Origin of the sequence: Cronobacter sp. HA18003, assembly GCF_011605905.1 — a bacterium.
In the GTDB taxonomy this organism is placed as follows: Bacteria; Pseudomonadota; Gammaproteobacteria; order Enterobacterales; family Enterobacteriaceae; genus Cronobacter; species Cronobacter sakazakii.
The window spans coordinates 80882-106485 of sequence record NZ_JAANQO010000023.1; the positions used below are offsets into that span (position 1 = coordinate 80882).

General features: G+C 56.3%; 18 protein-coding genes. 9 read left to right on the plus strand and 9 right to left on the minus strand.

Features of this window, described 5'->3' with window-relative positions; genetic code table 11:
• Nucleotides 1–14 precede the first annotated feature (14 nt).
• The gene (gene acnB / locus G6041_RS14460; protein WP_097597520.1) at nucleotides 15–2612 is read right to left on the minus strand and encodes a bifunctional aconitate hydratase 2/2-methylisocitrate dehydratase; all 2598 of its coding nucleotides are present in this window, start codon (nucleotides 2610–2612) and stop codon (nucleotides 15–17) included.
• 906 nt (nucleotides 2613–3518) lie between these two features.
• On the opposite strand from acnB, the gene G6041_RS14465 reads away from it, so the two are divergent.
• Both G6041_RS14465 and G6041_RS14470 read left to right on the plus strand, forming a co-directional pair.
• Nucleotides 3519–5000 carry a DUF3300 domain-containing protein gene (locus G6041_RS14465; protein WP_012125741.1) on the plus strand — a complete coding sequence of 494 codons (1482 nt, stop codon included), beginning with the start codon at nucleotides 3519–3521 and terminating at the stop codon, nucleotides 4998–5000.
• 13 nt (nucleotides 5001–5013) lie between these two features.
• The gene (locus G6041_RS14470) at nucleotides 5014–5808 is read left to right on the plus strand and encodes a DUF2950 family protein (protein WP_041460610.1); all 795 of its coding nucleotides are present in this window, start codon (nucleotides 5014–5016) and stop codon (nucleotides 5806–5808) included.
• Nucleotides 5809–5863: 55 nt separating this feature from the next.
• Here G6041_RS14470 and traT read toward each other — a convergent pair whose 3' ends face one another.
• The 5 genes from traT to pdhR all read right to left on the minus strand — a co-directional run bounded on the left by traT (nucleotide 5864) and on the right by pdhR (nucleotide 14136).
• Nucleotides 5864–6595, minus strand: a complete 732-nt coding sequence (gene traT, locus G6041_RS14475) for a conjugal transfer complement resistance protein TraT (protein WP_012125743.1) — start codon at nucleotides 6593–6595, stop codon at nucleotides 5864–5866.
• A gap of 313 nt (nucleotides 6596–6908) precedes the next feature.
• Nucleotides 6909–8333, minus strand: a complete 1425-nt coding sequence (gene lpdA, locus G6041_RS14480; RefSeq protein WP_004388373.1) for a dihydrolipoyl dehydrogenase — start codon at nucleotides 8331–8333, stop codon at nucleotides 6909–6911.
• A 206-nt stretch (nucleotides 8334–8539) separates the two neighbouring features.
• Nucleotides 8540–10438: a pyruvate dehydrogenase complex dihydrolipoyllysine-residue acetyltransferase gene (gene aceF / locus G6041_RS14485; protein ID WP_012125746.1), complete on the minus strand. Its 1899-nt coding sequence runs from the start codon at nucleotides 10436–10438 to the stop codon at nucleotides 8540–8542.
• A 14-nt stretch (nucleotides 10439–10452) separates the two neighbouring features.
• Complete coding sequence (gene aceE, locus G6041_RS14490) at nucleotides 10453–13116, minus strand: pyruvate dehydrogenase (acetyl-transferring), homodimeric type (RefSeq protein WP_004388375.1); 2664 nt, start codon at nucleotides 13114–13116, stop codon at nucleotides 10453–10455.
• 255 nt (nucleotides 13117–13371) lie between these two features.
• Nucleotides 13372–14136 (minus strand): pyruvate dehydrogenase complex transcriptional repressor PdhR, encoded by a 765-nt coding sequence (gene pdhR / locus G6041_RS14495; RefSeq protein WP_004388376.1) that lies wholly within the window; start codon nucleotides 14134–14136, stop codon nucleotides 13372–13374.
• A 542-nt stretch (nucleotides 14137–14678) separates the two neighbouring features.
• On the opposite strand from pdhR, the gene aroP reads away from it, so the two are divergent.
• From aroP to G6041_RS14510, 3 genes are all read left to right on the plus strand, one after another.
• Nucleotides 14679–16049: an aromatic amino acid transporter AroP gene (gene aroP, locus G6041_RS14500; RefSeq protein WP_029039307.1), complete on the plus strand. Its 1371-nt coding sequence runs from the start codon at nucleotides 14679–14681 to the stop codon at nucleotides 16047–16049.
• 156 nt (nucleotides 16050–16205) lie between these two features.
• Nucleotides 16206–17606, plus strand: a complete 1401-nt coding sequence (locus G6041_RS14505; protein WP_004388378.1) for a glycoside-pentoside-hexuronide (GPH):cation symporter — start codon at nucleotides 16206–16208, stop codon at nucleotides 17604–17606.
• Between the two features lie 9 nt (nucleotides 17607–17615).
• Nucleotides 17616–18569: a glycoside hydrolase family 43 protein gene (locus G6041_RS14510; RefSeq protein ID WP_054628579.1), complete on the plus strand. Its 954-nt coding sequence runs from the start codon at nucleotides 17616–17618 to the stop codon at nucleotides 18567–18569.
• Between the two features lie 19 nt (nucleotides 18570–18588).
• On the opposite strand, the gene ampE is transcribed toward G6041_RS14510, so the two are convergent.
• Both ampE and ampD read right to left on the minus strand, forming a co-directional pair.
• A complete protein-coding gene (gene ampE / locus G6041_RS14515; protein ID WP_012125750.1) occupies nucleotides 18589–19443 on the minus strand; it encodes a beta-lactamase regulator AmpE in 855 nt (284 codons plus the stop codon).
• Nucleotides 19440–20003 (minus strand): 1,6-anhydro-N-acetylmuramyl-L-alanine amidase AmpD, encoded by a 564-nt coding sequence (ampD, locus tag G6041_RS14520; protein WP_012125751.1) that lies wholly within the window; start codon nucleotides 20001–20003, stop codon nucleotides 19440–19442. The genes ampE and ampD overlap by 4 nt, the downstream gene beginning before the upstream one ends.
• A gap of 87 nt (nucleotides 20004–20090) precedes the next feature.
• On the opposite strand from ampD, the gene nadC reads away from it, so the two are divergent.
• From nadC to hofC, 4 genes are all read left to right on the plus strand, one after another.
• A complete protein-coding gene (gene nadC, locus G6041_RS14525) occupies nucleotides 20091–20981 on the plus strand; it encodes a carboxylating nicotinate-nucleotide diphosphorylase (RefSeq protein WP_012125752.1) in 891 nt (296 codons plus the stop codon).
• Nucleotides 20982–21233: 252 nt separating this feature from the next.
• Entirely contained in the window at nucleotides 21234–21668 is a 435-nt protein-coding gene (gene ppdD / locus G6041_RS14530) for a prepilin peptidase-dependent pilin (protein ID WP_012125753.1), read from the plus strand.
• Between the two features lie 14 nt (nucleotides 21669–21682).
• Nucleotides 21683–23065, plus strand: a complete 1383-nt coding sequence (gspE, locus tag G6041_RS14535) for a type II secretion system protein GspE (RefSeq protein WP_012125754.1) — start codon at nucleotides 21683–21685, stop codon at nucleotides 23063–23065.
• The gene (hofC, locus tag G6041_RS14540; RefSeq protein WP_012125755.1) at nucleotides 23058–24257 is read left to right on the plus strand and encodes a protein transport protein HofC; all 1200 of its coding nucleotides are present in this window, start codon (nucleotides 23058–23060) and stop codon (nucleotides 24255–24257) included. The genes gspE and hofC overlap by 8 nt, the downstream gene beginning before the upstream one ends.
• 39 nt (nucleotides 24258–24296) lie before the next feature.
• On the opposite strand, the gene G6041_RS14545 is transcribed toward hofC, so the two are convergent.
• Nucleotides 24297–25340, minus strand: coding sequence for a GMP reductase (locus G6041_RS14545; protein ID WP_004388385.1), 1044 nt, complete (start codon nucleotides 25338–25340; stop codon nucleotides 24297–24299).
• Nucleotides 25341–25604: the final 264 nt, after the last annotated feature.

The following is a 25604-nucleotide window of genomic DNA, read 5'->3' on the forward strand; positions in this document are numbered from 1 at the left end:
CGGGCAGAGGTGCGTTATACCGCCGTCTGGAAAATCACGCCGTCCGCTTTCTCAGTGTACTGATCAAGCTGGTCGAAGTTCAGGTAACGGTAGGTGTCCACGGCGGTTTTATCCACCTGGGACATGAACTGCTGATACTCTTCCGGCGTCGGCAGACGGCCAATCAGCGCCGCGACGGCGGCGAGTTCGGCAGACGCCAGGTAGACGTTCGCGCCGGTACCAAGACGGTTCGGGAAGTTACGGGTCGAGGTGGACACCACCGTCGCGCCGTCCGCCACGCGCGCCTGGTTACCCATGCACAGCGAGCAGCCCGGGATCTCGATACGCGCACCGCTCTTACCGAAGACGCTGTAGTAGCCCTCTTCGGTGAGCTGCGCGGCGTCCATACGGGTCGGCGGCGCCACCCACAGACGGGTCGGCAGCTGGCCTTTATGGGTATCCAGCAGCTTACCGGCCGCACGGAAGTGACCGATGTTGGTCATGCACGAACCGATAAACACTTCGTCAATCTTATCGCCGGTCACGTCAGAGAGCAGACGTGCGTCGTCCGGGTCGTTCGGCGCACAGAGAATCGGCTCTTTGATCTCGTTGAGATCGATCTCGATCACCGCCGCGTATTCCGCGTCAGCATCCGCTTCCAGCAGTTGCGGATCGGCAAGCCACTTCTCCATGCCCTGAATACGACGCTCCAGCGTACGGCGATCGCCGTAGCCTTCCGCAATCATCCACTTCAGCAGCACGATGTTGGAGTTGAGATACTCGATGATCGGCTCTTTGTTGAGCTTGATGGTGCAGCCCGCCGCAGAACGCTCGGCAGAGGCGTCAGTCAGCTCAAACGCCTGCTCCACTTTCAGATCCGGCAAGCCTTCGATTTCCAGAATGCGGCCCGAGAAGATGTTTTTCTTCCCTTTCTTCTCAACGGTCAGCAGGCCCTGCTGAATGGCGTAATACGGGATCGCATGCACCAGATCGCGAAGCGTAATGCCCGGCTGCATCTGGCCTTTGAAGCGCACCAGCACCGATTCCGGCATATCGAGCGGCATGACGCCAGTCGCGGCAGCGAACGCCACCAGGCCAGAGCCCGCCGGGAACGAAATCCCGATAGGGAAACGGGTGTGGGAGTCGCCGCCGGTACCGACGGTATCCGGCAGCAGCATACGGTTCAGCCAGGAGTGGATCACGCCGTCGCCAGGGCGCAGCGACACGCCGCCGCGGTTCATGATGAAGTCCGGCAGCGTGTGATGCGTGGTGACGTCAACCGGCTTCGGATACGCCGCCGTGTGGCAGAAGGACTGCATCACGAGATCGGCGGAGAAGCCGAGGCACGCCAGATCTTTCAGTTCATCACGGGTCATCGGACCGGTGGTGTCCTGAGAACCCACGGAGGTCATTTTCGGCTCGCAATAGGCACCCGGACGGACACCCGCGACGCCGCAGGCGCGACCGACCATTTTCTGCGCCAGCGAGTAGCCGCGATTGCTTTCAGCCACATCTTTCGCGTGACGGAACACGTCGCTGTGCGGCAGGCCCAGCGCTTCACGCGCTTTGGTAGTCAGGCCGCGGCCGATGATCAGCGGAATACGGCCGCCCGCGCGCACTTCGTCGATCAGCACGTCGGTTTTCAGTTCAAAATTCGCCAACAGCTCACCGGTTTCGTGGTGGCGTACTTCACCTTTGAACGGGTAGATGTCAATCACATCGCCCATGTTCAGGTTTGACACATCCACTTCGATCGGCAGCGCGCCCGCATCTTCCATCGTGTTGAAGAAAATCGGCGCGATTTTGCCGCCGAGCACCACGCCGCCGCCGCGTTTGTTCGGCACGTACGGGATGTCGTCGCCCATAAACCACAGCACGGAGTTAGTCGCGGATTTACGCGATGAGCCGGTGCCCACGACGTCGCCGACGTAGGCCAGCGGGAAACCTTTCTGCTGGAGCGCTTCAATCTGTTTGATCGGGCCAACGCTGCCCGGCTGATCCGGCTCAATGCCTTCGCGGGCGTTTTTCAGCATCGCCAGAGCGTGCAGCGGAATATCCGGACGCGACCAGGCATCCGGCGCAGGTGAGAGATCGTCGGTGTTGGTTTCACCGGTCACTTTAAACACGGTGACGGTGATTTTTTCTGCCAGCTCCGGGCGCGACAGGAACCATTCGGCGTCCGCCCAGGACTGCATGATCTGCTTCGCGTAAGCGTTGCCCGCTTTCGCTTTCTCTTCGACATCGTAGAAGTTATCGAACATCAGCAGCGTGTGGGACAGCGCTTTGGCGGCGATCGGTGCCAGTTTGTCGTTATCCAGCGCTTCAATCAGCGGATGAATGTTATAACCGCCCTGCATGGTGCCTAACAGTTCAACGGCTTTTTCAGGGGTGACCAGCGGGGAGGTGGCTTCGCCTTTGGCGACAGCGGCAAGGAAACCTGCTTTTACATAGGCGGCTTCGTCAACGCCTGGGGGTACACGGTTGGTCAGCAGGTCTAACAGAAACTCTTCTTCACCCGCGGGCGGGTTCTTCAGCAGCTCGACGAGTGCGGCCATTTGGGTTGCATCTAAGGGTTTGGCTACAATCCCCTCGGCGGCACGCTCAGCTACGTGCTTACGGTATTCTTCTAGCACGACGGTTCTCCTCGCTCTCATTGTCATAGTGGGAGCCAGGCTTCTCTCTTCACGCTCCTGTGAGACAGCAGTTTGTAGGGTAAATGCCCGGATCCGCGACGGGCAGAATAGCAGGAATTTGGTGGGGTGTTAATCTGTTTACAAAAAAGCAACATTAAATCTTTGCTGAATCGTTAAGCTACGCAGAACGCGTTTCAGAAGTGTGTTTTCGGGCACAAAAAAACCGCCGGGTGGCGGTTTCTCTGTTGTGCGCGAGTGGTAGCAGACACCGTTGCACAGATTATATGGCAGGTATAACACAGGGCAAATAGTGACATCAGAAAGACAGGCCCGCAAGCCCGGATGTACGTTTTGCGTACCGCTTTCAGAATTTACATGTAAGTCGCTGCAAACGCCGAAAAGCCCTTTGAGCCTTTTCTCCGGCTCGCTACAGTAGCGCCTGGCCTGCTTCGCTGGTGTAGCAGCCAGTCACCGGGCCTGGAAGCAGTTCCAACAACCTACGTGGCAGGTATAACACACTTGCCTGGTTCTGCCTTTCCCGGTGAAGAGAGGATCAACGTAGCGCCTTCGGGACTACTCGCAATGGAGATGCGTTGGCTTTTTGCGCTCATCGTTGCGCTGGGTTCACTGCTGGCGGCATCACACGGTGGCTGGAATATTTCCGACATCACGGTGCTGCTGGTGTTGAATCTGGGCAATTAAGCTGCTGACCGCCCGCAAGGGCGGTCTTCTACATCTCTCCACCCTGCGCTTCGTTATCAGTTATAATTGCGTAATAAATACTCACACTCTTATTCCGGACTCACGCGTCCCTTTCCCTGTTAAGGTTAAAAAAGGAAAACTCGGGTAGATAATACTCGCGGCAACGTCAGCGCCCGTATGGCGCCATGAGCCCCGGAGTCATCTATGAAGTTGCCTTTAAAGCCACACCTGCTCGCGTTGCTGTGCAGCGCCGGGCTGTTCGGCGCCTCAGGCGTCCTGTTTGTGAAAAGTCAGGTGCCTTCCGCCGCCGAAGCGCCTGTCGCGGCACCACCCACCGCGCCGGTGCCGCCTCAACCCACGCCTGCGCCCGCAACCACACCGACATATTCCGCCGCGCAAATTGACCAGTGGGTCGCGCCCATCGCGCTCTACCCTGATGCGCTGTTGTCGCAGATCCTGATGGCCTCTACTTACCCGATGAATATGGTGCAGGCCGCGCAGTGGTCACAGGACCATCCCACCCTACAGGGCGACGCTGCCATTCAGGCAGTCGCCGGGCAACCGTGGGACGCCAGCGTCAAATCGCTGGTAGCGTTCCCGCAATTAATGGCGCTGCTGGGGCAGAACCCGTCGTGGATACAAAACCTGGGCGATGCCTTCCTGGCACAGCCTGATGACGTCATGGCGTCGGTACAGCGCCTGCGCGCGCTGGCTCAACAGACTGGCGCGCTCACCTCTTCGCTACAGCAAAAGGTAACGACCATCACCAGAACCGCGCCGCCAGTCTCACCGGAAAAACCTGCCGCCGCGCCGCGCAGTTCAACCGTTATCGAAATTGAACCGGCGACACCCAACGTGGTTTACGTGCCCACTTATAACCCGGCGACGGTTTACGGCACCTGGCAGAACCCGGCGTACCCGCCTGTTTATTTACCACCAACGCCCGGCGAGCAGTTCGGCAACAGTTTTGTCAGAGGGCTGGGATACAGTCTCGGTGTCGCCACAACGTATGCGCTTTTCAGCGCCATTGACTGGGATGATGATGACCACCACCATCATCATGACGATGACTACCACCATCACGATCGCCACGACGGCGGCTACTGGCACAATGGCGATAACATCAATATTAACGTGAATAACTACAACCGAATCACCGGTGAAAACCGGCGCGGGAACACGATGCCCTGGCACCCCAATCCGGCGTATCGCAACGGTATGGACAATCCCCATACCCGTGTCGTCACACCGCTTCACCGCCCTGCCAGCGCAACAGACCCTATTGCCGACAACCGGGCCTCACAGCGCCAGGCGGCGGCCGCGCGCTTTCAGCAGGCCACGGGGCACAACGCCACGGTGAATACCCCGCACCAGGCCGCCCGACAGTCGTTGCAGGCGCGCGCCCAGCGTAGCAACTATCGCGGTTACGATATCAAACCCGAAAGCGCACGGCTGGCCAGACACGCGCATAACGCGTCGGAACGCCCTTTCCATGACGCGACACAACATGCGCCTTATCACGATCTGCACGCCAGCGCGTTCAGCGGTAACGACAGCCGTTCCGCCCGCTGGCAGGTGCAACAGCAGCGCGGTATCGAAAGCCGGCATCTGGCGGCAGCCCACCGCCCGGACACGCCGGTAAGAGAGCGGCACATTGAGCATCGTCAGCATGAGCGCCATCACTAAGAAGGAGAAAAAGGTGAAATCGACATTTCTCGCCGCGCTGGCGTTCGGGTTGTCCGCATCGCACGCCTTTGCGCAGGCGCAATTCAGCACGCCGGATCAGGCCGCTGACGCCCTGACGCAGGCGATTTCGACACACGACGAGGCGGCCTTAAATCATCTTCTTGGCGATGAGTGGCGCGAGATTTTGCCGCCCGAAGGTGCCGATCCTGAGGAAGTCAGCCGTTTTCTGCGCGACTGGAAAGTAAATCATCATATCGTCCTGCAGGGTGATACGGCGCATCTGCAAGTGGGCGCGCAGGACTGGCAATTGCCCGTTCCTCTCGTCAAACACGCGCAGGGCTGGCAGTTCGACATGCAGGGCGCAGCGGAGGAAATCCTCACCCGCACGATCGGACGCAACGAACTCGCCGCGATTGCCGCACTCCATGCCGGCGTCGATGCACAGCTGAGCTATTACGCCCTGAATCAGCGTTACGCAGAGAAAATCATCAGCAGCGAGGGGAAGAAAGATGGTCTTTACTGGCCGGTCAAACCCGGCGAGGCACCGAGCCCGCTCGGCCCGGCGTTCAGCCCGCAAAGGCAGGATATGGGCTATCACGGTTACCATTTCCGTCTTTTGCCCACTCACGACAACGGTTTTGCGATGTTAGCCTGGCCTGTCAGTTACGGTGAAACGGGCGTGATGAGTTTTATTGTAAAGCAGGACGATCGGGTGCTTCAGGCAAACCTGGGGACGGATACGGCGCAGCGCGCCAGCGCTATTGACCCGGCTCATCTCGATAACACGTGGGACCCCGTCGCTCCGTAAGGGTTTTACGCAAAAAACCGATGGGCCGTGTACTGACGGCCCATCGTTATGCCGCTTACAGAATGCTGGCGACAGATTTCGCCAGCTGCGCTTCCAGCGCAGGCTTAGCTTCTTCAAATTTCAGGTTAACTTTGTTGGCGCTGGACACCACACGCGTCTGGTATTTCGCACGGTTACCCTGCTCGGTGCTGGTTTGCAGCTTCACGCCGGAGGTGCCCTGACGCAGCGCAGCAATATTATCCGTCGTCACTGTCGCTTTGCTGCGCTCGGAAATTTGCAGGTCGGTGACCATTGTATAGTTCACATCTTCGACCATCGCGTCAGCCGCCATGCCGATAAGCCCCGCCGCCAGGCCAACGCCTAACGCCGCACCGGAAGAGTTGCTGTTGTACGCGGTGATGCCCGCACCCAGCGCTGCGCCCGCGACGGCGCCTTCATAACCGGTTTTCAGGTAGCCCTGCGCTTCACGCAGATCCATTTTGTCGGCTTTCAGGACGTTCGCCTGGATCCAGTAGTAGGCAGAGTCCGGCGAGCTGGTGACTTTGTACCCTTTGGCGGAGAGATCGTTCGCCAGCAGGGTTTGCAGGTTGCTCATGTCTTTGTCTGACGTGTTTTTCACCTGGATATACACGGTTTTCTCAGAAGACGGCTCAAGCCAGATGGTCTGGCTCATCTGGGTTTTCACCTCAAGATTGCGTTTCTTGATAGCGGTGGTCATTGCCCCGCAGCCAGTGAGGGTAAACGCGGCTAATACCAGGCCAACGACAGCCAGTTTTTTTACAGACATACCTTTTCCTTTTTTATTGAAAGTCACCAGAGTGAAAAAAAGAGACACGCCGTTGACAGCAAGACACCGTCACCGTGTTGAGATGAGCAAAGCAAAGCGGGGATGAATACGTTCCTTGTCCACACAGTCCTGAGCATCCAGAGCGTGCCGTCGGCGGCAAAAACGCCTTTATTACGTTGTTATCGGCGATACAAGGAAGAAGATTAGCGAAAATTTCCTACCAGATTAGGTAGTTAAAGAATAAGGGAAGACGCACTGCTGAATAACAGCCATAAAAAACGCCTCCGAAGAGGCGTTTATGTAGCGAGAAAACTTACTTTTTCTTCGCTTTCGGGTTCGGCAGGTCGGTAATGCTGCCTTCGAACACTTCTGCCGCTAGGCCTACAGACTCGTGCAGGGTCGGGTGCGCGTGGATGGTGAGCGCGATATCTTCCGCGTCACAACCCATTTCGATAGCCAGACCGATTTCACCCAGCAGCTCGCCGCCGTTGGTGCCGACAATCGCGCCGCCGATGACACGGTGGGTTTCTTTGTCGAAAATCAGTTTGGTCATACCGTCTGCGCAATCGGAAGCGATAGCACGGCCAGAGGCTGCCCACGGGAAGGTGGCAGTTTCGTAGCTGATGCCTTTCTCTTTCGCTTCTTTCTCGGTCAGACCCACCCATGCCACTTCCGGCTCGGTGTAAGCGATAGACGGGATCACTTTCGGGTCGAAGTAGTGTTTCATGCCCGCGATAACTTCAGCGGCAACGTGACCTTCGTGAACGCCTTTGTGCGCCAGCATCGGCTGACCGACGATATCGCCGATCGCATAGATGTGCGGCACGTTGGTGCGCATTTGTTTGTCAACGCGGATAAAGCCACGGTCGTCCACTTCCACGCCCGCTTTGCCTGCATCCAGGTTTTTGCCGTTCGGCACACGGCCGATAGCTACCAGCACCGCGTCGTAACGCTGCGCTTCCGCCGGCGCTTTTTTGCCTTCCATAGAAACGTAAATACCGTCTTCTTTCGCTTCAACGGCAGTCACTTTAGTTTCCAGCATCAGGTTGAATTTCTTGCTGATGCGCTTGGTGAAGACTTTCACTACGTCTTTGTCGGCAGCCGGGATAACCTGGTCGAACATTTCAACCACGTCGATCTCTGAACCCAGCGCGTGGTAAACGGTACCCATCTCCAGACCGATGATACCGCCGCCCATAACCAGCATACGCTTCGGCACTTCTTTCAGTTCCAGTGCGTCGGTGGAATCCCATACGCGCGGATCTTCATGCGGAATAAACGGCAGCTGAATCGGACGAGAACCCGCCGCGATGATCGCGTTGTCGAAGTTAATCACTGTTTTGCCGTTCTCGCCTTCCACTTCCAGGGTGTTCGCGCCGGTGAATTTACCCAGGCCGTTCACCACTTTCACTTTACGGCCTTTGGCCATACCAGACAGACCGCCGGTCAGCTGATTGATGACTTTTTCTTTCCAGGTGCGGATTTTATCGATGTCGGTTTTCGGCTCGCCGAAAACGATGCCGTGCTCGGCAAGCGCTTTGGCTTCTTCGATAACTTTCGCTACGTGCAGCAGCGCTTTAGAAGGGATACAGCCTACGTTCAGGCAAACACCGCCCAGGGTGCTGTAACGCTCGACGATTACGGTTTCCAGACCTAAGTCAGCGCAACGGAAGGCTGCAGAGTAACCTGCCGGGCCTGCCCCAAGTACCACGACCTGAGTTTTGATTTCAGTACTCATCATGACCTCTTTGTAATTTTCCGGCGGGTCTGACGCTTAAGTTTTAACGCCCATCATCCACCGGGACGTTCTATCCGCTCGCATTTTACAAAACTGTTAACAATTTTGAAACAACAAACGGCAGACGAATCCTTTTGGCACCTGATAATTTCGCACAGTCAGGCGGAATTACCAGAAAAAAGCCGGCCGTCAGGCCGGCTTTTCGCTTACATCACCAGGCGGCGAATGTCCGACAGGGTGTTGTTGATGATGGTGATGAAACGCGCACCATCAGCACCGTCGATCACGCGGTGGTCGAAGGACAGGGAGATCGGCAGCATCAGGCGCGGCACGAACTCTTTACCATTCCACACCGGCTCCATCGCAGACTTGGAGACGCCGAGGATAGCCACTTCCGGCGCGTTCACGATCGGCGCGAAGTGGGTGGTGCCCAGGCCGCCGATGCTGGAGATGGTGAAGCAGCCGCCCTGCATTTCGCCGGCGGTCAGCTTGCCATCGCGCGCTTTTTTGGAGATGGTCATCAGCTCGCGAGAAAGCTCGATGATGCCTTTCTTGTTCACATCTTTGAACACCGGTACAACCAGGCCGTTCGGGGTATCCACCGCCACGCCGATGTTGATGTATTTTTTCAGCGTCAGACGCTGACCGTCTTCAGACAGCGAGCTGTTAAAGCGCGGCATCTGCTCAAGGGCAGCGGCAACGGCTTTCATGATGAAGACAACCGGGGTGATCTTCACATCCAGCTTACGCTTCTCAGCTTCGGCGTTCTGCTGCTTACGGAACGCTTCCAGATCGGTGATATCGGTTTTGTCGAAGTGCGTAACGTGCGGGATCATCACCCAGTTACGGCTCAGGTTCGCGCCAGAGATTTTCTGGATGCGGCCCAGTTCCACTTCTTCCACTTCACCAAACTTGCTGAAGTCCACTTTCGGCCACGGCAGCAGACCCGGCAGAGAACCACCGGTCGCGCCAGCGGCAGGTGCGGATTCTGCACGTTTAACGGCGTCTTTCACGTAAGCCTGAACGTCTTCGCGCAGGATGCGGCCTTTACGACCGGTGCCTTTCACTTTCGCGAGGTTCACGCCGAATTCGCGCGCCAGGCGGCGGATCAGCGGCGTCGCGTGGACGTAAGCGTCGTTTTCAGCAAATTCAGATTTGCCTTCGGCTTTCGCCGGAGCCGCAGCCGGTTTGTCAGCTTTCGCCGCCGGAGCCGGAGCCGCCGCTTCCTGTTTCGCCGCCGGAGCCGCCGCAGGCGCTGCGCCTTCTACTTCGAAGACCATGATAAGCGACCCGGTGGAGACTTTATCGCCCACGTTCACCTTCAGCTCTTTCACGGTACCTGCGAACGGTGCCGGAACTTCCATAGAGGCTTTGTCGCCTTCTACGGTGATAAGAGACTGTTCAGCGGTGACTTTGTCGCCCACTTTCACCAGCACTTCGGTCACTTCGACTTCATCGCCGCCGATATCCGGCACGTTGACGTCTTTCGCGCCAGCGGCTGCCGCCGGTGCAGATGCCGCCTGCTCGGTAACCTGCGGTTTGGCTTCAGCCGCAGGCGCAGCGCCCGCCACTTCGAAGACCATAATCAGGGAGCTAGTGGAAACTTTGTCGCCGGTGTTGATTTTGATCTCTTTCACGGTACCCGCGAACGGCGCCGGGACTTCCATAGAGGCTTTGTCGCCTTCTACGGTGATAAGAGACTGCTCGGCTTCAACTTTGTCGCCCACTTTCACCAGGATCTCGGTGACTTCGACTTCGTCGCCGCCGATATCCGGTACGTTAACGTCTTTTGCTGCCGCGGCTGCAGGTGCTGCTGCCGGAGCGGCTTCTTTCTTCTCTTCAGCCTTCGCAGGTGCAGCGGCTGCTGCACCTTCGGCGGAATCGAAAATCATGATCAGTTTGCCGGTTTCGACTTTGTCGCCCACGGACACTTTGATCTCTTTGACCACGCCCGCCTGCGGAGACGGGACTTCCATAGAGGCTTTGTCGCCTTCTACGGTGATCAGCGACTGTTCAGCTTCAACCTTGTCGCCCACTTTGACCAGGATCTCGGTGACTTCAACTTCGTCCGCCCCGATGTCCGGTACATTGATTTCGATAGCCATTCTTTCTTTACCTCTTATGCCAGACGCGGGTTGACTTTCTCTGCATCGATATTGAATTTGGTGATAGCGTCAGCCACCACTTTCTTATCGATTTCACCACGTTTAGCCAGTTCGCCCAGCGCAGCGACAACCACGTAAGAAGCGTCAACTTCGAAGTGGTGGCGCAGGTTTTCGCGGCTGTCAGAGCGGCCAAAGCCGTCGGTGCCCAGTACGCGATAATCATCAGCCGGTACATAAGTACGAACCTGCTCGGCGAACAGTTTCATGTAGTCGGTGGAAGCAACTGCCGGTGCGTCGTTCATCACCTGAGCGATGTACGGTACACGCGGAGTTTCCAGCGGGTGCAGCATGTTCCAGCGCTCGCAGTCCTGGCCGTCGCGCGCCAGTTCGGTGAAGGAGGTCACGCTGTAGACATCGGAGCCCACGCCGTACTCTTTCGCCAGAATCTCTGCCGCTTCACGGACGTGACGCAGGATAGCGCCGGAGCCCAGCAGCTGAACTTTACCTTTGCTACCTTCGAGGGTTTCGAGTTTGTAGATACCTTTACGGATACCTTCCTCGGCACCTTCCGGCATCGCCGGCATGTGGTAGTTTTCGTTCAGCGTGGTGATGTAGTAGTACACGTTTTCCTGCGCTTCGCCGTACATACGCTGCAGACCGTCATGCATGATGACAGCGACTTCGTAAGCGTAAGCCGGATCGTAGGAGATACAGTTCGGGATAGTCAGCGACTGAATGTGGCTGTGACCATCTTCGTGCTGCAGACCTTCGCCGTTAAGCGTGGTACGACCGGAAGTACCGCCGATCAGGAAGCCGCGCGCCTGCTGGTCACCAGCTGCCCAGCACAGGTCGCCGATACGCTGGAACCCGAACATGGAGTAGTAGATGTAGAACGGGATCATCGGCAGGTTGTTGGTGCTGTAAGAGGTCGCAGCGGCAAGCCAGGAAGAACCTGCGCCCAGCTCGTTGATCCCTTCCTGCAGAATCTGGCCTTTCTCGTCTTCTTTATAGTACGCCACCTGCTCACGGTCCTGCGGGGTGTACTGCTGGCCGTTCGGGCTGTAGATACCGATCTGACGGAACAGACCTTCCATACCGAAGGTACGGGCTTCGTCCGCGATGATAGGAACCAGACGGTCTTTGATAGACGGGTTCTTCAGCATCACGTTCAGGGCGCGTACGAAAGCGATGGTGGTGGAGATCTCTTTGCTCTGCTCATCCAGCAGGGAGCGGAAATCTTCAAGCGTCGGCAGCTCCAGCTTCTCGGTGAAGTTCGGCTGACGAGACGGCAGGTAACCGTGCAGCGCCTGACGGCGTTCATGCAGGTACTTGTACTCTTCAGAGCCTTCCGGGAAGGTGATGTACGGCAGTTTTTCCAGGTCTTCGTCGGCCACCGGCACGCTGAAACGATCGCGGACGTAGCGAACGCCGTCCATGTTCATTTTCTTCACCTGGTGAGCGATGTTCTTACCTTCGGCGGTGTCGCCCATGCCGTAACCTTTAATGGTGTGAGCAAGGATAACGGTCGCTTTACCTTTGGTTTCTTTCGCTTTTTTGAATGCCGCGTAGATTTTCTTCGGATCGTGGCCGCCACGGTTCAGCGCCCAAATCTCGTCGTCAGACCAGTCTGCAACCAGCGCTGCGGTCTCCGGGTATTTACCGAAGAAGTGCTCACGCACGTATGCGCCGTTTTTGGATTTGAAGGTCTGGTAGTCGCCGTCAACGGTTTCGTTCATCAGCTGAACCAGTTTGCCGCTGGTGTCTTTACGCAGCAGCTCGTCCCAACGGGAACCCCACATCACCTTGATAACGTTCCAGCCAGCGCCTTCGAAGATGCCTTCCAGTTCGTTGATGATTTTGCCGTTACCGGTGACCGGGCCGTCCAGACGCTGCAGGTTGCAGTTGATGACGAAGACCAGGTTGTCCAGTTTTTCGCGGGTCGCGATGGTGATGGCGCCTTTAGATTCCGGCTCATCCATTTCACCGTCGCCGAGGAACGCGTAAACGGTCTGTTCAGAGGTATCTTTCAGGCCGCGGTGTTCCAGATATTTCAGGAATTTCGCCTGGTAGATAGCGCCGATCGGGCCAAGGCCCATGGATACGGTCGGGAACTGCCAGAATTCCGGCATCAGTTTCGGGTGCGGGTAAGAAGACAGACCATTGCCGTGAACTTCCTGACGGAAGTTGTTCATCTGCTCTTCGGTCAGGCGGCCTTCAAGGAACGCACGCGCATAAACGCCCGGAGAGATGTGGCCCTGGAAGTACACCAGGTCGCCGCCGTCTTTGTCGTTGCGCGCACGGAAGAAGTGGTTAAAGCACACTTCGTAGACGGTCGCGGAAGACTGGAAGGACGCCATGTGGCCGCCGAGCTCGAGGTCTTTTTTGGACGCACGCAGCACGGTCATAATGGCGTTCCAGCGGATAGCAGAACGAATACGGCGCTCCAGTTCCAGATTACCCGGGTATTCCGGCTCTTCTTCAACGGGGATGGTATTGATGTACTGACGGGCGGCACTGCCCGCCGCTACGTTCACGCCGCCTTTACGGGCTTCGGAAAGCAGCTGATCGATCAGATACTGAGCACGCTCAACACCTTCTTCACGGATTACCGATTCGATCGCCTGTAGCCAGTCGCGAGTTTCGATCGGATCCACGTCATTTTGTAAACGTTCTGACATGGGGGTATTCCTTATCATCTATCTAATACGTTGATTTATCTGGAACCTGTCCCATTGCACTCTGTGCTCTTACAGCGTCCGGCTGCGTCTGTAGCGGCTGTGCGCCCCCTTTCTTTTCAAGGGCTTCATCTTGCCGCCGCGATGCAACCTGAACTACGGGCACTTAACAAAGCGCAATAAGACAGGTTCTGGGTTTAGTTGCCGCGCTTCAATGGCGCTTTTGGTACAAATCTTCCGGCACAAGCCGGAAAAACATTAATTCTTACGTTGCTCCAGACGACGCAGCGAGCGGTCACGACGGCTCTGCTCACGGCTGCGGTCCAGCAAAATTTCTTCAATGAACGCCAGGTGACGATGCGAGGCTTCCCGCGCCTGCTCCGGCTCCCGCGCCATAATCGCCTCGTAAATCCGAGTGCGATGGCCGCTGACCAGCGGCAGCATTTCACGTCGCGCGTAGAGCAATTCGAAGTTCTGACGGACGTTTTGCGCCAGCATCGGCTCCATGCAGCGTAGCAGATGAAGCAGCACTACATTATGCGCGGCTTCCGTGACCGCTATCTGATACTGCACCACCGCGTTTGATTCTGCGTCCAGATCGCCGGACTCCTGAGCGCGCTCGATAGCCTGATGACATTCGCTCATCCGCGCTCTGTCTTCGTCGGTGCTGCGCAGCGCCGCGTAGTACGCAGCGATGCCTTCCAGCGCGTGACGCGTCTCAAGAAGATCAAACTGGGATTCGGGGTGGTCAGAGAGGAGTTCTACCAGCGGGTCGCTGAAGCTTTGCCAGAGCGTACTCTGAACAAAAGTACCGCCGCCCTGGCGACGAAGCAGCAGGCCCTTCGCTTCGAGACGCTGAATCGCCTCTCGCAGGGAGGGTCGGGAAACGTCGAACTGTTTAGCCAGCTCGCGTTCAGGAGGCAGTTTTTCGCCGGGACGCAGCGTCCCTTCGAGGATCAAAAACTCCAGTTGCTGCTCAATCACATCGGAAAGTTTTGGTTGGCGGATTTTGCTGTAGGCCATTATTCCCTGTCTCTGCCATTCGCCCGGAGTCAATTGGTATGACCAATTTAACGTTCGTGTTGGTAAAGTAACAAAGTATTCACCTTCTGTCCATCCTGGTTTTGATTGAAATCAGGAAAGCCCGCATATTTTAACAATGATAAAGAAATAACGTTTCAGAAATGTAACTCCGCACAAATGAACCCGTTACCTCAAAAGCGGTAGTTTTAACTCAAATGAAACGTAAAGGCGTGCAACCTGAACCGATTCATTAGTTTAAAATATGAATATCTATTCAATATCTGCGCTTAAGATCAATACGCGCGCCCGTCCGTGAAATAACCACAGCGATTTACAAATGGTTTCTTTTTATTCACTCCGCGAGTGCCCGCTGAGAAAGCAGGTGCATTTGGCAGCGCTTATCACTATTCTTGGCGCTGCGGTAGTCGTTATTAGAAATTTCATCCTTATTGGCTGTAAAGAAAAGACTACACACAGCGACATAACAACATTACAGCAGCGCCACGCTGCGGATTAAAAATAACCACAAACGAGGTTTTATGATGGAAGGTCAACAGCACGGCGACACGCTGAAGCGCGGCCTCAAAAACCGCCATATTCAGCTTATCGCGCTGGGTGGTGCTATTGGTACGGGCCTGTTTCTGGGCAGCGCCTCCGTAATCCAGTCCGCAGGGCCGGGGATTATTCTCGGTTACGCCATCGCGGGGTTTATTGCCTTTCTGATCATGCGCCAGCTTGGCGAAATGGTCGTGGAAGAACCTGTGGCAGGCTCTTTTAGCCATTTTGCCTATAAATATTGGGGCGGTTTCGCAGGCTTCGCGTCCGGCTGGAACTACTGGGTGCTGTATGTGCTGGTGGCGATGGCGGAGCTGACCGCGGTCGGTAAATATATCCAGTTCTGGTGGCCCGAAATCCCGACCTGGGCCTCCGCCGCCGTATTCTTTGTGGTTATCAACGCCATCAACCTGACCAACGTAAAAGTCTTTGGCGAGATGGAGTTCTGGTTCGCCATCATTAAAGTTATCGCGGTGGTCGCGATGATCCTGTTCGGCGCCTGGCTGCTTTTTAGCGGTACCGCAGGCCCGCAGGCCACGGTGCGCAACCTGTGGGAACATGGCGGCTTCCTGCCGCATGGCGTCTCAGGGCTGGTCATGATGATGGCGATCATCATGTTTTCGTTCGGCGGTCTGGAGCTGGTCGGCATTACGGCGGCGGAAGCCGACGAGCCGGAAAAAAGCATTCCGAAAGCCACCAACCAGGTTATCTATCGCATTCTGATCTTCTATGTGGGCTCGCTGGCGGTGCTGCTCTCCCTGCTGCCGTGGACGCGTATCACGGCCGATACCAGCCCGTTTGTCCTGATTTTCCATGAACTGGGCGACTCTCTCGTGGCGAACGCGCTCAACATCGTGGTGCTGACTGCGGCGCTCTCCGTCTATAACAGCTGCGTTTACTGCAACAGCCGTATGCTGTTTGGCCTCGCCAGACAAGGCAACGCCCCGAAAGCGTTGCAAAAAGTCGACAAGCGCGGCGTGCCGGTCAACACCATTCTGGTCTCCGCCGCCTTTACCGCGCTGTGCGTGTTGATTAACTACCTGGCCCCGCAGGAAGCCTTTGGCCTGCTGATGGCGCTGGTGGTCTCCGCGCTGGTGATTAACTGGGCGATGATTAGCCTTGCCCATATGCGTTTTCGCCGCGCCAAACAGCAACAGGGGGTGACGCCGCGCTTCCCGGCGCTCTTCTACCCGCTCGGCAACTGGCTATGCCTGCTCTTTATGGCTGCGGTGCTGGTCATTATGCTGATGACGCCGGGTATGGCGATCTCCGTGTGGCTGATCCCGGTATGGCTGCTTATCCTGGCTATCGGTTACTTCATTAAAGAGAAAAAAGCGAAAGCGGCGCACGCCCGCTAAGCTATCAAACCCTCACTCGTCCGGGTGAGGGTTGTTACCTTCCTCACAAATTCCTTCGCACAACACGATTATCCATCTCTGCGACTTATTACTGCTGCGCAGTTTTGCTTAGGCCGAATGATACTTCCGTCCATATCATTCACCGGAGATGTGTCGATGGAAAACAGCAGACTCTCTGTCAAAGAAAAAATCGGCTACGGAATGGGTGACGCCGGCTGCAATATTATCTTTGGCGCCATCATGTTGTTTGTTAATTACTTCTATACCGATATTTTTGGCCTGGCCCCGGCGCTGGTTGGCGTATTGCTTCTGTCGATTCGCGTGATTGACGCAGTGACCGACCCGATTATGGGTGCCATCGCCGACCGCACCCGCAGCCGCTTCGGGCGTTTTCGTCCATGGCTGCTGTGGATAGCGTTCCCCTATGCGTTATTCAGCGTGCTGATGTTTACCACACCGGACTGGAGCTACAGCAGCAAAGTTGTCTATGCCTTTGTGACCTACTTCCTGCTTTCCATTACCTACACCGCCATCAATATTCCCTACTGTTCGCTGGGCAGCGTGATAACCAATGATCCGAAAGAGCGCGTCGCCTGCCAGTCTTATCGTTTTGTGATGGTAGGGATTGCCACGCTGCTCCTCTCCCTGACGCTGCTGCCGATGGTGGATTACTTCGGCGGCGGGGACAAAGCCAAAGGCTATCAAATCGCCATGACCATTCTGGCGCTGATTGGCATGTGCATGTTCCTGTTCAGTTTCGCTACGGTGCGCGAGCGTATCCGCCCGGCGGTACCGACCAATGACGACTTAAAAGCCGATCTGAAAGATGTCTGGAAAAACGACCAGTGGGTGCGCATTCTGCTGCTGACCATCTGCAACGTCTGCCCGGGTTTTATCCGCATGGCGGCGACCATGTATTACGTCACCTGGGTCATGCAGCAGAGCACCAGCTTCGCCACGATGTTTATCAGCCTCGGCGTGATCGGCATGATGATTGGCAGCACGCTTGCCAAAGTGCTGACCGACCGCTGGTGCAAGCTGAAAGTTTTCTTCTGGACCAATATTGTGCTGGCGATTTTCTCCAGCGGCTTCTATTTCCTTAACCCGCACGCCACGGTGCTGATTGTGGTGATGTATTTCCTGCTGAACGTGCTGCATCAGATCCCGTCGCCGCTGCACTGGTCGTTAATGGCAGACGTGGATGATTACGGCGAATGGAAAACCGGCAAGCGCATTACCGGTATCAGCTTCTCCGGCAACCTCTTTTTCCTGAAATTAGGGCTGGCGATTGCTGGCGCGCTGGTAGGCTTTCTGCTCTCCTGGTATGGCTACGACGCGGGTGCCAAAGCCCAGAGCGCCACAGCGCTTAACGGCATCGTCATGCTCTTTACCGTGATCCCGGGCGTCGGGTATCTGATTACCGCGGGCGTTGTGCGCCTGCTGAAAGTGGACCGTGAACTGATGGCGCGTATTCAGAGCGACCTCGAAAAACGCCGCGAAAACTACCGCGAGCTGTCTGAATACCCGCAGACCAAACCTGTGGAAGCAAAATCGTAAGGAGCGATGATGAATACTTCACCCTGGCCAAACCCGCTGATTGAGCAGCGCGCCGATCCGTTTATCCTGCGCCATCAGGGCCAGTACTACTTTATCGCCTCTGTGCCGGAGTATGACCGGCTGGAAATTCGCCGCGCGCCGTCGATTGAATCGCTGCGCCAGGCGCAACCGGTGGTGGTCTGGCGTAAGCCGGATACCGGGCCGATGAGCGAGCTCATCTGGGCGCCGGAGCTGCATTACATCAATGGCAAATGGTACATCTACTTCGCCGCGGCCCCGACACGCGCGCTGAAAGACAATATGTTTCAGCACCGGATGTACGTGCTGGAATGTGCAGACAGCGACCCGCTGACCGGCACCTGGACGGATAAAGGCCAGATTCAGACGCCTTACGATACCTTCTCACTGGACGCTACGACCTTCGAACATCAGGGCAAGCTCTGGTATCTGTGGGCGCAAAAAGCGCCGACTATTCCGGGTAATTCCAATCTGTACCTGTGCGAAATGGAAAACCCGTGGACGCTGAAAGGCGAGCCGGTGATGCTGAGCAAGCCTGAGCTCGAGTGGGAGTGCCGCGGCTTTTTAGTCAATGAAGGCCCGGCAGTGGTGAAACACGGCGAACGCCTGTTCGTGACTTACTCTGCGAGTGCAACCGATGAAAACTACTGCATGGGGCTGCTCTGGATAGATCAGGCGGCGGATTTACGTGAACCGCGTAACTGGCATAAATCCCTGCGGCCGGTTTTCACCACCAGCTATGAAAACCGGCAGTACGGACCGGGCCACAACAGCTTCACCACCACACCGGATGGTCAGGACGTGCTGGTCTACCATGCGCGCAACTATACGGAAATTGAAGGCGATCCGCTCTGGGACCCGAACCGCCATACCCGCGTGAAGCTGATCACCTGGGATGACGACGGCATGCCGCAGTTTGGCACTCCGCCCGCCGATCACCCCTGAGGTATCTTCAGCGGCACGCTCACATGAGCGTGCCGTAAATCGTTAACAACGCCACCACCACCACAATTACCAGCGTCGCTTTCTTCGCCATCGACACCGCCGCCTTAGGCGTTGCCACCTTATCCACGTGTGGCTCACGCGCCAGCGCAAACTGCGCCAGGCCCGTTAATACCTGATACTGCGAGGTATAGCGATCGAGCAGTGAGGCAAACCACGCAGGCAGCGCTTTCTCACCATGCCCGACGAGCGCATACACCACGCCCGCAAGACGCACCGGCACCCAGTCCAGCACATGCAATATGGCGTCGATGCCCGAAAGCAATCGCTGGTGCGGGGTGTGATGACGGGCAACCCAGCTCTGCCAGGCACGTAAGAAAGCATAACCCGTCAGCGTCACCGGCCCCCACATACCGCCCACCACAAACCAGAACATCGGTGCCAGATAAAAGCGGTAGTTAATCCACAACAGACCGTTTTGCAGTTCGCGCAAATACTCACGCTCATCGCAACCCGGCGGCACGCCGTGAATAAGCGTCAGCTCATACGCCATGTTTTCGCGCGCGTGGCTGTCATCCTGGCTCGCCGCTTTAAGGTAAGCATGATAGTGCCTGCGCACCCCGCCCGCCCCGATACACAGCACGCCGATTAAGATCCAGAAGATCAGCAGCGGCACATTAAAAAACCAGCCTTCCAGCGCGTTCAGGCACAGAAAGACCACCAACATTGCCAGCACTGCCATACCGAGCGTAAAGAACAGCGAAAAGTGGCGCACGCGGCGAAACAGCGGCTCAAGGCGATGATCCAGTTGCCAGTGCTCGCCCAGTTTGAAAAGCCGTTCGGCGATAAGCACCAGCAGCAGGGTGAAAAGCGTCATCTCATCTCCTTATCAGACGGGTCGGCCACCAGCGCGCGAAAGCGCGGCCAGTCAAAAGCCGGACCGGGATCGGTTTTACGTTCAGGCGCGATATCGCTGTGGCCAGTCATATGACTTTTCATCGCCGGGTAAAGGCTTATCAGCGTGCGCGTCACAGCGGCCAGTTGCCGGTACTGCGCATCGGTGTAGGGCTGTACATCCGTTCCTTCAAGCTCAATGCCAATAGAAAAGTCGTTGCAGCGCTCGCGCCCCTGGTAGCAGGATACGCCAGCGTGCCAGGCGCGTTTATTAAAAGGCACATACTGCACAATTTCACCATCGCGACGAATCAGGCAGTGCGCCGAAACGCGCAGGTGGGCGATGCCCGCGAAATAAGGGTGCGCCTGTGGGTCAAGCGTACCGGCGAACAGCGCATCGATCCACGGGCCACCGAACTCGCCCGGCGGCAGGCTGATGTTATGCACCACCAGCAACGAAGGTGCTTCATCCTCAGGCCGGCAGTCATGATGCGGCGAGGGCGCGTGCCGGGCATCCACCAGCCAGCCATCTTTCACCTGCATGTGCAATTCTCCTTTCTGTGGTACTCAAACTCGCTTCAGAGTAGCATGTTTCATTCTTTTGATTAGCCACCAATCTGGAGTTATATCATGCCACCTCGCCGTTACAATCCGGACCATCGACGTGACGCGCTACTGGAACGAATCGCCCTGGATATCCCCTTTACCGTCGCTCAGGCTCTGCGTGAAGATCTTGGCGGCGAGACCGATGCCAGCCGCGATATTACCGCGCAGTTGTTACCGCCAGACAGTCGCTCGCATGCGGTCGTCATTACGCGCGAGGCGGGCGTATTCTGCGGTAAGCGTTGGGTGGATGAGGTGTTTATCCAGCTTGGCGGCGATGTCCGCGTCACGTGGCACGTAAAGGATGGTGACGACGTGCAGCCCGATCAGCCGCTTTTTGAGCTTGAAGGCACCTCCCGTGTTCTGCTGACGGGCGAACGCACCGCGCTGAATTTCGTACAGACGCTTTCCGGTGTGGCTACCGAAGTGCGCCGCTATGTGGCGCTGCTGGAAGGTACGCACACACAACTGCTCGACACCCGTAAAACCATACCGGGCCTGCGCAGCGCGCTGAAATACGCGGTACTGTGCGGCGGCGGCGCTAACCATCGTCTTGGGCTTTCTGATGCCTTTCTTATCAAAGAAAACCATATTATCGCTTCCGGCTCGGTGCGCCAGGCGGTGGAGAAAGCGTTCTGGTTGCACCCTGACGTGCCGGTAGAAGTCGAGGTGGAATCGCTTGATGAGCTGGACGCCGCGCTGAAAGCCGGTGCCGATATCATCATGCTCGACAACTTTACCGTCGATCAGATGCGTGAAGCGGTAAAACGTACTGCGGGCCAGGCACGGCTGGAAGTTTCCGGCAACGTCACGCTGGAAACGCTGCGCGAATTCGCAGAAACCGGCGTGGATTTCATCTCTGTGGGTGCATTGACTAAACATATTCGCGCGCTCGACCTCTCCATGCGTTTTCGCTGACTCATACCGGGCAGGTTTTCGCCTGCCCTCTCCTTTTCTTGTCGTTATCTTCCTGTGTCCTCTCTTTTTTGTCTCCGTGTTTTTTCAACACTCTGTTGTTTATAAAAGGATTTGCGAGATATTACGCAACCGCGTTGCAGTTTCATGTAACAACATAATCTTCTTCTGAAGACAGATTCCTGAATCGGTTTCTTTGTCTGGAGCCGCCTTTTACGGCCTGCCAGAGTGGCGTCACCCAAACAAGGAGGAACCATGAACAGACAGGGCGGCTTTACACTCATTGAACTGATGGTGGTGATCGGCATCATCGCCATACTTAGCGCCATTGGCGTACCGGCATATCAGAATTACCTGCGCAAAGCAGCGCTGACGGACATGCTGCAAACCGTTATCCCTTATCGCACCGCTATTGAGCTGTGCGCTATCGATCGCGGTGGGCTTAGCAGCTGTGATGCAGGCGTAAACGGCATTCCGGCCCCCAAAACCACCCGTTATGTGAGCGAAATGACTATCGCACAAGGCGTGATAAGCGCTACCGGGCAGGATAGCCTTAACGGCTTATCGGTAACGCTCACACCGCAGTGGAACACCACTAACGGTATGGAAGGCTGGAAACGAACCTGTGATACCAGCGATACCGCATTGAAGCAGGCCTGCGAAGACGTCTTTCGCAGCTCGTTACCTTAAGCGAGGACGCTGCAATGCTAATCGATTACCTGCATACGTTATGCCAGCGCTATAACGCTCTGGTACTGGATATCGATGACGCCACGGTGCATATCGCCGTGGCGGGCGAACCCAGTAATGAGCTGATGGATGCGCTACGTTTTTCCACGCACCGGCATATTGATATTGAATGCTGGAGCCCTGAACGGCTGGAAAAAGAACGGCAACTGGCGGCAGAGCCGTTACGCCAGACAGCTCAGGAGGAAACCGCTTCTGTGGTGGAGCTGGTTAACCAGACGCTGCAACAGGCGCTACAGCGGCGCGCTTCCGATATCCACTTTGAGCCTGCCGAAGCGCACTACCAGGTAAGATTTCGTATCGACGGCGTTTTACATCCATTGCCGCCGCTACCTGCAGCGCTTGCGGATGCGCTGACGGCGCGTCTGAAAGTGCTGGGTAATCTTGACATTGCGGAGCGCAGGCTCCCGCAAGACGGACAATTCAGCATCGAGCTTGGCGGGCGAACAGTCTCTTTTCGCATCTCTACCCTGCTTTGCCGCTGTGGCGAAAAGGTGGTTTTGCGTCTGTTACAGCAAACGGAACAACCACTGGAAGTCCAGGCACTGGGGCTGTCGCAGGCGCAGCAGACACTTTTTTGTCAGGCGTTACAGCGCCCTCAAGGGTTAATCCTGGTGACTGGCCCGACAGGGAGCGGTAAAACCGTCACGTTGTACACTGCGCTCAATACACTTAATGCACCACAGGTAAATATCTGTAGCGTGGAGGACCCCGTCGAAATTCCTGTAACGGGCCTGAACCAGACGCCGGTGCTGCCGAAGGCCGGACTGACTTTTCAGGCGGTGCTACGGGCGTTGCTCAGGCAAGATCCTGACGTAATCATGATTGGTGAGATTCGCGATCTCGAAACTGCTGAAATTGCGGTTAAAGCGGCGCAGACCGGGCATCTGGTGCTCTCCACGCTTCACACTAACTCTACAACCGAAACCCTGGTGCGGCTTGAACAGATGGGTTTGCCGCGCTGGATGCTTGCCTCCGCACTTGAGCTGGTCATCGCACAACGGCTGGTCAGGAAGCTTTGTCCTTACTGCCGCGTCTTTTCACAGGAACCAGTGACGCTCCCGGCTTCGCTCTGGCCGCGCCCGATTCATCCCTATAAGGCCTGTGGGTGTGAGCGCTGTTACGGCGGTTATTACGGGCGTATCGCGCTTTTCGAGCTGCTCAGCATTAATGCCGCGCTGCGCCAGACTATCGCCAGCGGCGCACCGCCTGAAGAGATCGCTTTACAAGCGCGGGCGCAGGGCATGACCACTCTGTTTGAGCATGGGTTACAGGCTGTTGAAGCGGGGCTGACGACGCCTGAAGAGCTTTATCGCGTTTCGGGTATGCCGCATGGATAACTTGTTATGGCGCTGGCGCGGCGTTAATAAAGAAGGCGCAAGCTGCGAAGGCATGGTCTGGGCGTCAGATAAAATCAACGCATCGCTGCAGCTGATGGATGACGAGGTGCAACATTTCATGCTTAAGCGCGCCAGCATAAACCCACGCCACTGGGGCAGCGAACATAAAATTCTGGCAATCCGCCAGTTGGCGGCCCTGCTCCAGGCAGGCGTCAGCCTGACGCAAGGGTTGATGATGCTGGCAAGCCAGCATCCCATCGCACAATGGCGCGCACTTCTTGGGGAGCTTGCGAAACAGCTCGGTCGAGGCGTCGCCTTTTCTGAAACCTTGCGCCAGTGGCCGGCCGTTTTTCCACCACTTTATATCCTGCTTATGCGCACCGGTGAAATGACCGGGAAGCTTGACGTATGCTGCCAGCAGCTGGCGCAACAGCAGGAAGATCAGCAAAAACTGCGTAAACAGGTCATTAAAGCGCTGCGCTATCCGGCCTTTATTTTTAACGTCGCGCTGTTGCTGACACTCGGGATGACCTGCTTTGTTCTCCCGCAATTCACGGCTATCTACCGCTCTTTCAACACGCCGCTGCCGCTGGTGACGCGCGCTGTTATCGCATTGTCTGAAGCTTTGATACAGCACGCCGCCTTGTGGCTCAGTGTTCTGGTGATTACGCCTGTGGTCATTATCAGGCTTCGCCGCAGACCACAATGGCAGCTACGTGAGGCCGCATGGCTGCTGAAGATGCCGCTTTTTGGCGCGCTGATTAGCGGCCAGCAGTTAAGCCAAATCTATACGGTGCTGTCACTCATGCAGCGCGCCGGTATTCCGTTACTGCAAAGCCTGGGAAGTGTAGAAGAGACGCTGGCATCGCCGCTGTGGCAACAGGCTGTCGGGCGTGTTAAAGCAAGCATCGCCGGTGGCCTGCCGTTCTGGAAGGCTCTGGAACAGGAATCCGTTTTTACCGCCCTGTGTATTCAACTGGTTCGCACTGGCGAAGAAACCGGCTCGCTGGATCTGATGCTGGAGAAACTTGCCGAATGGCATCTCGGTCAAACCTCTGAGCGCGCACAAACGCTGGCGGCCACGCTGGAGCCGCTCATGATGATGGTTATCGGATTAATCGTCGGTACGCTGGTGGTGGCGATGTATCTGCCGATTTTCCGGCTCGGGGATGCGATGAGTGGAATGAATTAATGCTGGCGCAAGAAGTGCGCCAGCATAATGTTCAGCCCCTCAGAGACTGTTGAATACGCGGTTTTCCTGCTCCAGCACACGAATAAACGTGGTGCGCTTGGTCAGTTCTTTCAGACGAGAGGCACCGACATAGGTACAGGCAGAACGCAGACCGCCCAGGATGTCGCGCGCGGTGTTTTCTACCGGCCCACGCAGAGGTAGTTTAACCGTTTTGCCTTCTGCAGCACGATACTGCGCTACACCGCCAACGTGACGATTCATGGCGGACTCAGAGCTCATACCGTAAAAGAGCATGAATTTTTCACCATTCTGCTCAACGACCGTACCGCCGCTTTCGTCATGACCGGCCAGCATTCCGCCCAGCATGACAAAATCTGCGCCGCCGCCGAAGGCCTTGGCCACATCTCCTGGTACAGTGCAGCCACCATCGCTGATGATCTGGCCGCCGAGGCCGTGTGCAGCATCCGCACATTCGATTACCGCAGAAAGCTGCGGATAACCCACACCGGTTTTTACGCGTGTGGTGCAGACAGACCCCGGACCAATACCGACTTTAACGATATCGGCACCCGCGAGGATCAGTTCTTCGCACATTTCACCGGTGACGACGTTACCGGCGATAATCGCTTTATCAGGCCAGGCGGCACGTGCTTTAGCAACGAACTGCACGAAATGCTCTGAATAGCCGTTCGCAACGTCAATACAGATAAACTTTAAGGACGCAGAAAGCGCGAGGATTTCCTTGGTTTTTTCAAAATCAGCGTCGGAAGTGCCCGTAGATACCATGACGTGCTTCAGCACATCCGGAGAAACGGCGTCAATAAACCCTGCCCAGTCCTGAACGCTGTAATGTTTATGCACCGCCGTCAGGATATCGAAACCGGCCAGCGCCTGCGCCATTGCGAAAGTCCCGACGGTATCCATATTGGCAGCGATGATCGGAACACCGGACCATTGAACGCGGGAATGTTTAAAAGTGAACTGGCGCTCAAGTTCAACGTCAGAGCGACTTTTGAGAGTGGAGCGTTTCGGGCGGATAAGAACGTCTTTAAAACCTAACTTCAAATCTTCTTCAATACGCATGTGCGATTCCTGGTTAATGGCGATGAGCACAGAACATGTGCGGCGGGACAACAGCCAACTCCAGTGACGTTATCATACGCACTAATAATGGCGCTGCAAGACTGCGAAAGCGCGCTTTTTTACGCTACAATCCTATAAATTTACCTTGCGCGCCGGGTCGATAAGCGAGCCCGCTAGTGACGTTAATTCGTTCTGCGTAACCTTTTGAAAAGACTGTTTTTTATACTATTCACGCAGACTTCAACACTTTGGGATGATGGCTTT

Bases quoted from the DNA above. Each gene is read 5' to 3' on its own strand.
- ppdD (WP_012125753.1), top strand. From the start codon at position 21,234: ATGAACAGACAGGGCGGCTTTACACTCATTGAACTGATGGTGGTGATC.
- hofC (WP_012125755.1), top strand. From the start codon at position 23,058: ATGGATAACTTGTTATGGCGCTGGCGCGGCGTTAATAAAGAAGGCGCA.
- G6041_RS14465 (WP_012125741.1), top strand. From the start codon at position 3,519: ATGAAGTTGCCTTTAAAGCCACACCTGCTCGCGTTGCTGTGCAGCGCC.
- gspE (WP_012125754.1), top strand. From the start codon at position 21,683: ATGCTAATCGATTACCTGCATACGTTATGCCAGCGCTATAACGCTCTG.
- G6041_RS14510 (WP_054628579.1), top strand. From the start codon at position 17,616: ATGAATACTTCACCCTGGCCAAACCCGCTGATTGAGCAGCGCGCCGAT.
- nadC (WP_012125752.1), top strand. From the start codon at position 20,091: ATGCCACCTCGCCGTTACAATCCGGACCATCGACGTGACGCGCTACTG.
- G6041_RS14505 (WP_004388378.1), top strand. From the start codon at position 16,206: ATGGAAAACAGCAGACTCTCTGTCAAAGAAAAAATCGGCTACGGAATG.
- ampD (WP_012125751.1), bottom strand. From the start codon at position 20,003: ATGCAGGTGAAAGATGGCTGGCTGGTGGATGCCCGGCACGCGCCCTCG.
- aroP (WP_029039307.1), top strand. From the start codon at position 14,679: ATGGAAGGTCAACAGCACGGCGACACGCTGAAGCGCGGCCTCAAAAAC.
- G6041_RS14545 (WP_004388385.1), bottom strand. From the start codon at position 25,340: ATGCGTATTGAAGAAGATTTGAAGTTAGGTTTTAAAGACGTTCTTATC.
- ampE (WP_012125750.1), bottom strand. From the start codon at position 19,443: ATGACGCTTTTCACCCTGCTGCTGGTGCTTATCGCCGAACGGCTTTTC.
- traT (WP_012125743.1), bottom strand. From the start codon at position 6,595: ATGTCTGTAAAAAAACTGGCTGTCGTTGGCCTGGTATTAGCCGCGTTT.
- lpdA (WP_004388373.1), bottom strand. From the start codon at position 8,333: ATGAGTACTGAAATCAAAACTCAGGTCGTGGTACTTGGGGCAGGCCCG.
- aceF (WP_012125746.1), bottom strand. From the start codon at position 10,438: ATGGCTATCGAAATCAATGTACCGGACATCGGGGCGGACGAAGTTGAA.
- pdhR (WP_004388376.1), bottom strand. From the start codon at position 14,136: ATGGCCTACAGCAAAATCCGCCAACCAAAACTTTCCGATGTGATTGAG.
- aceE (WP_004388375.1), bottom strand. From the start codon at position 13,116: ATGTCAGAACGTTTACAAAATGACGTGGATCCGATCGAAACTCGCGAC.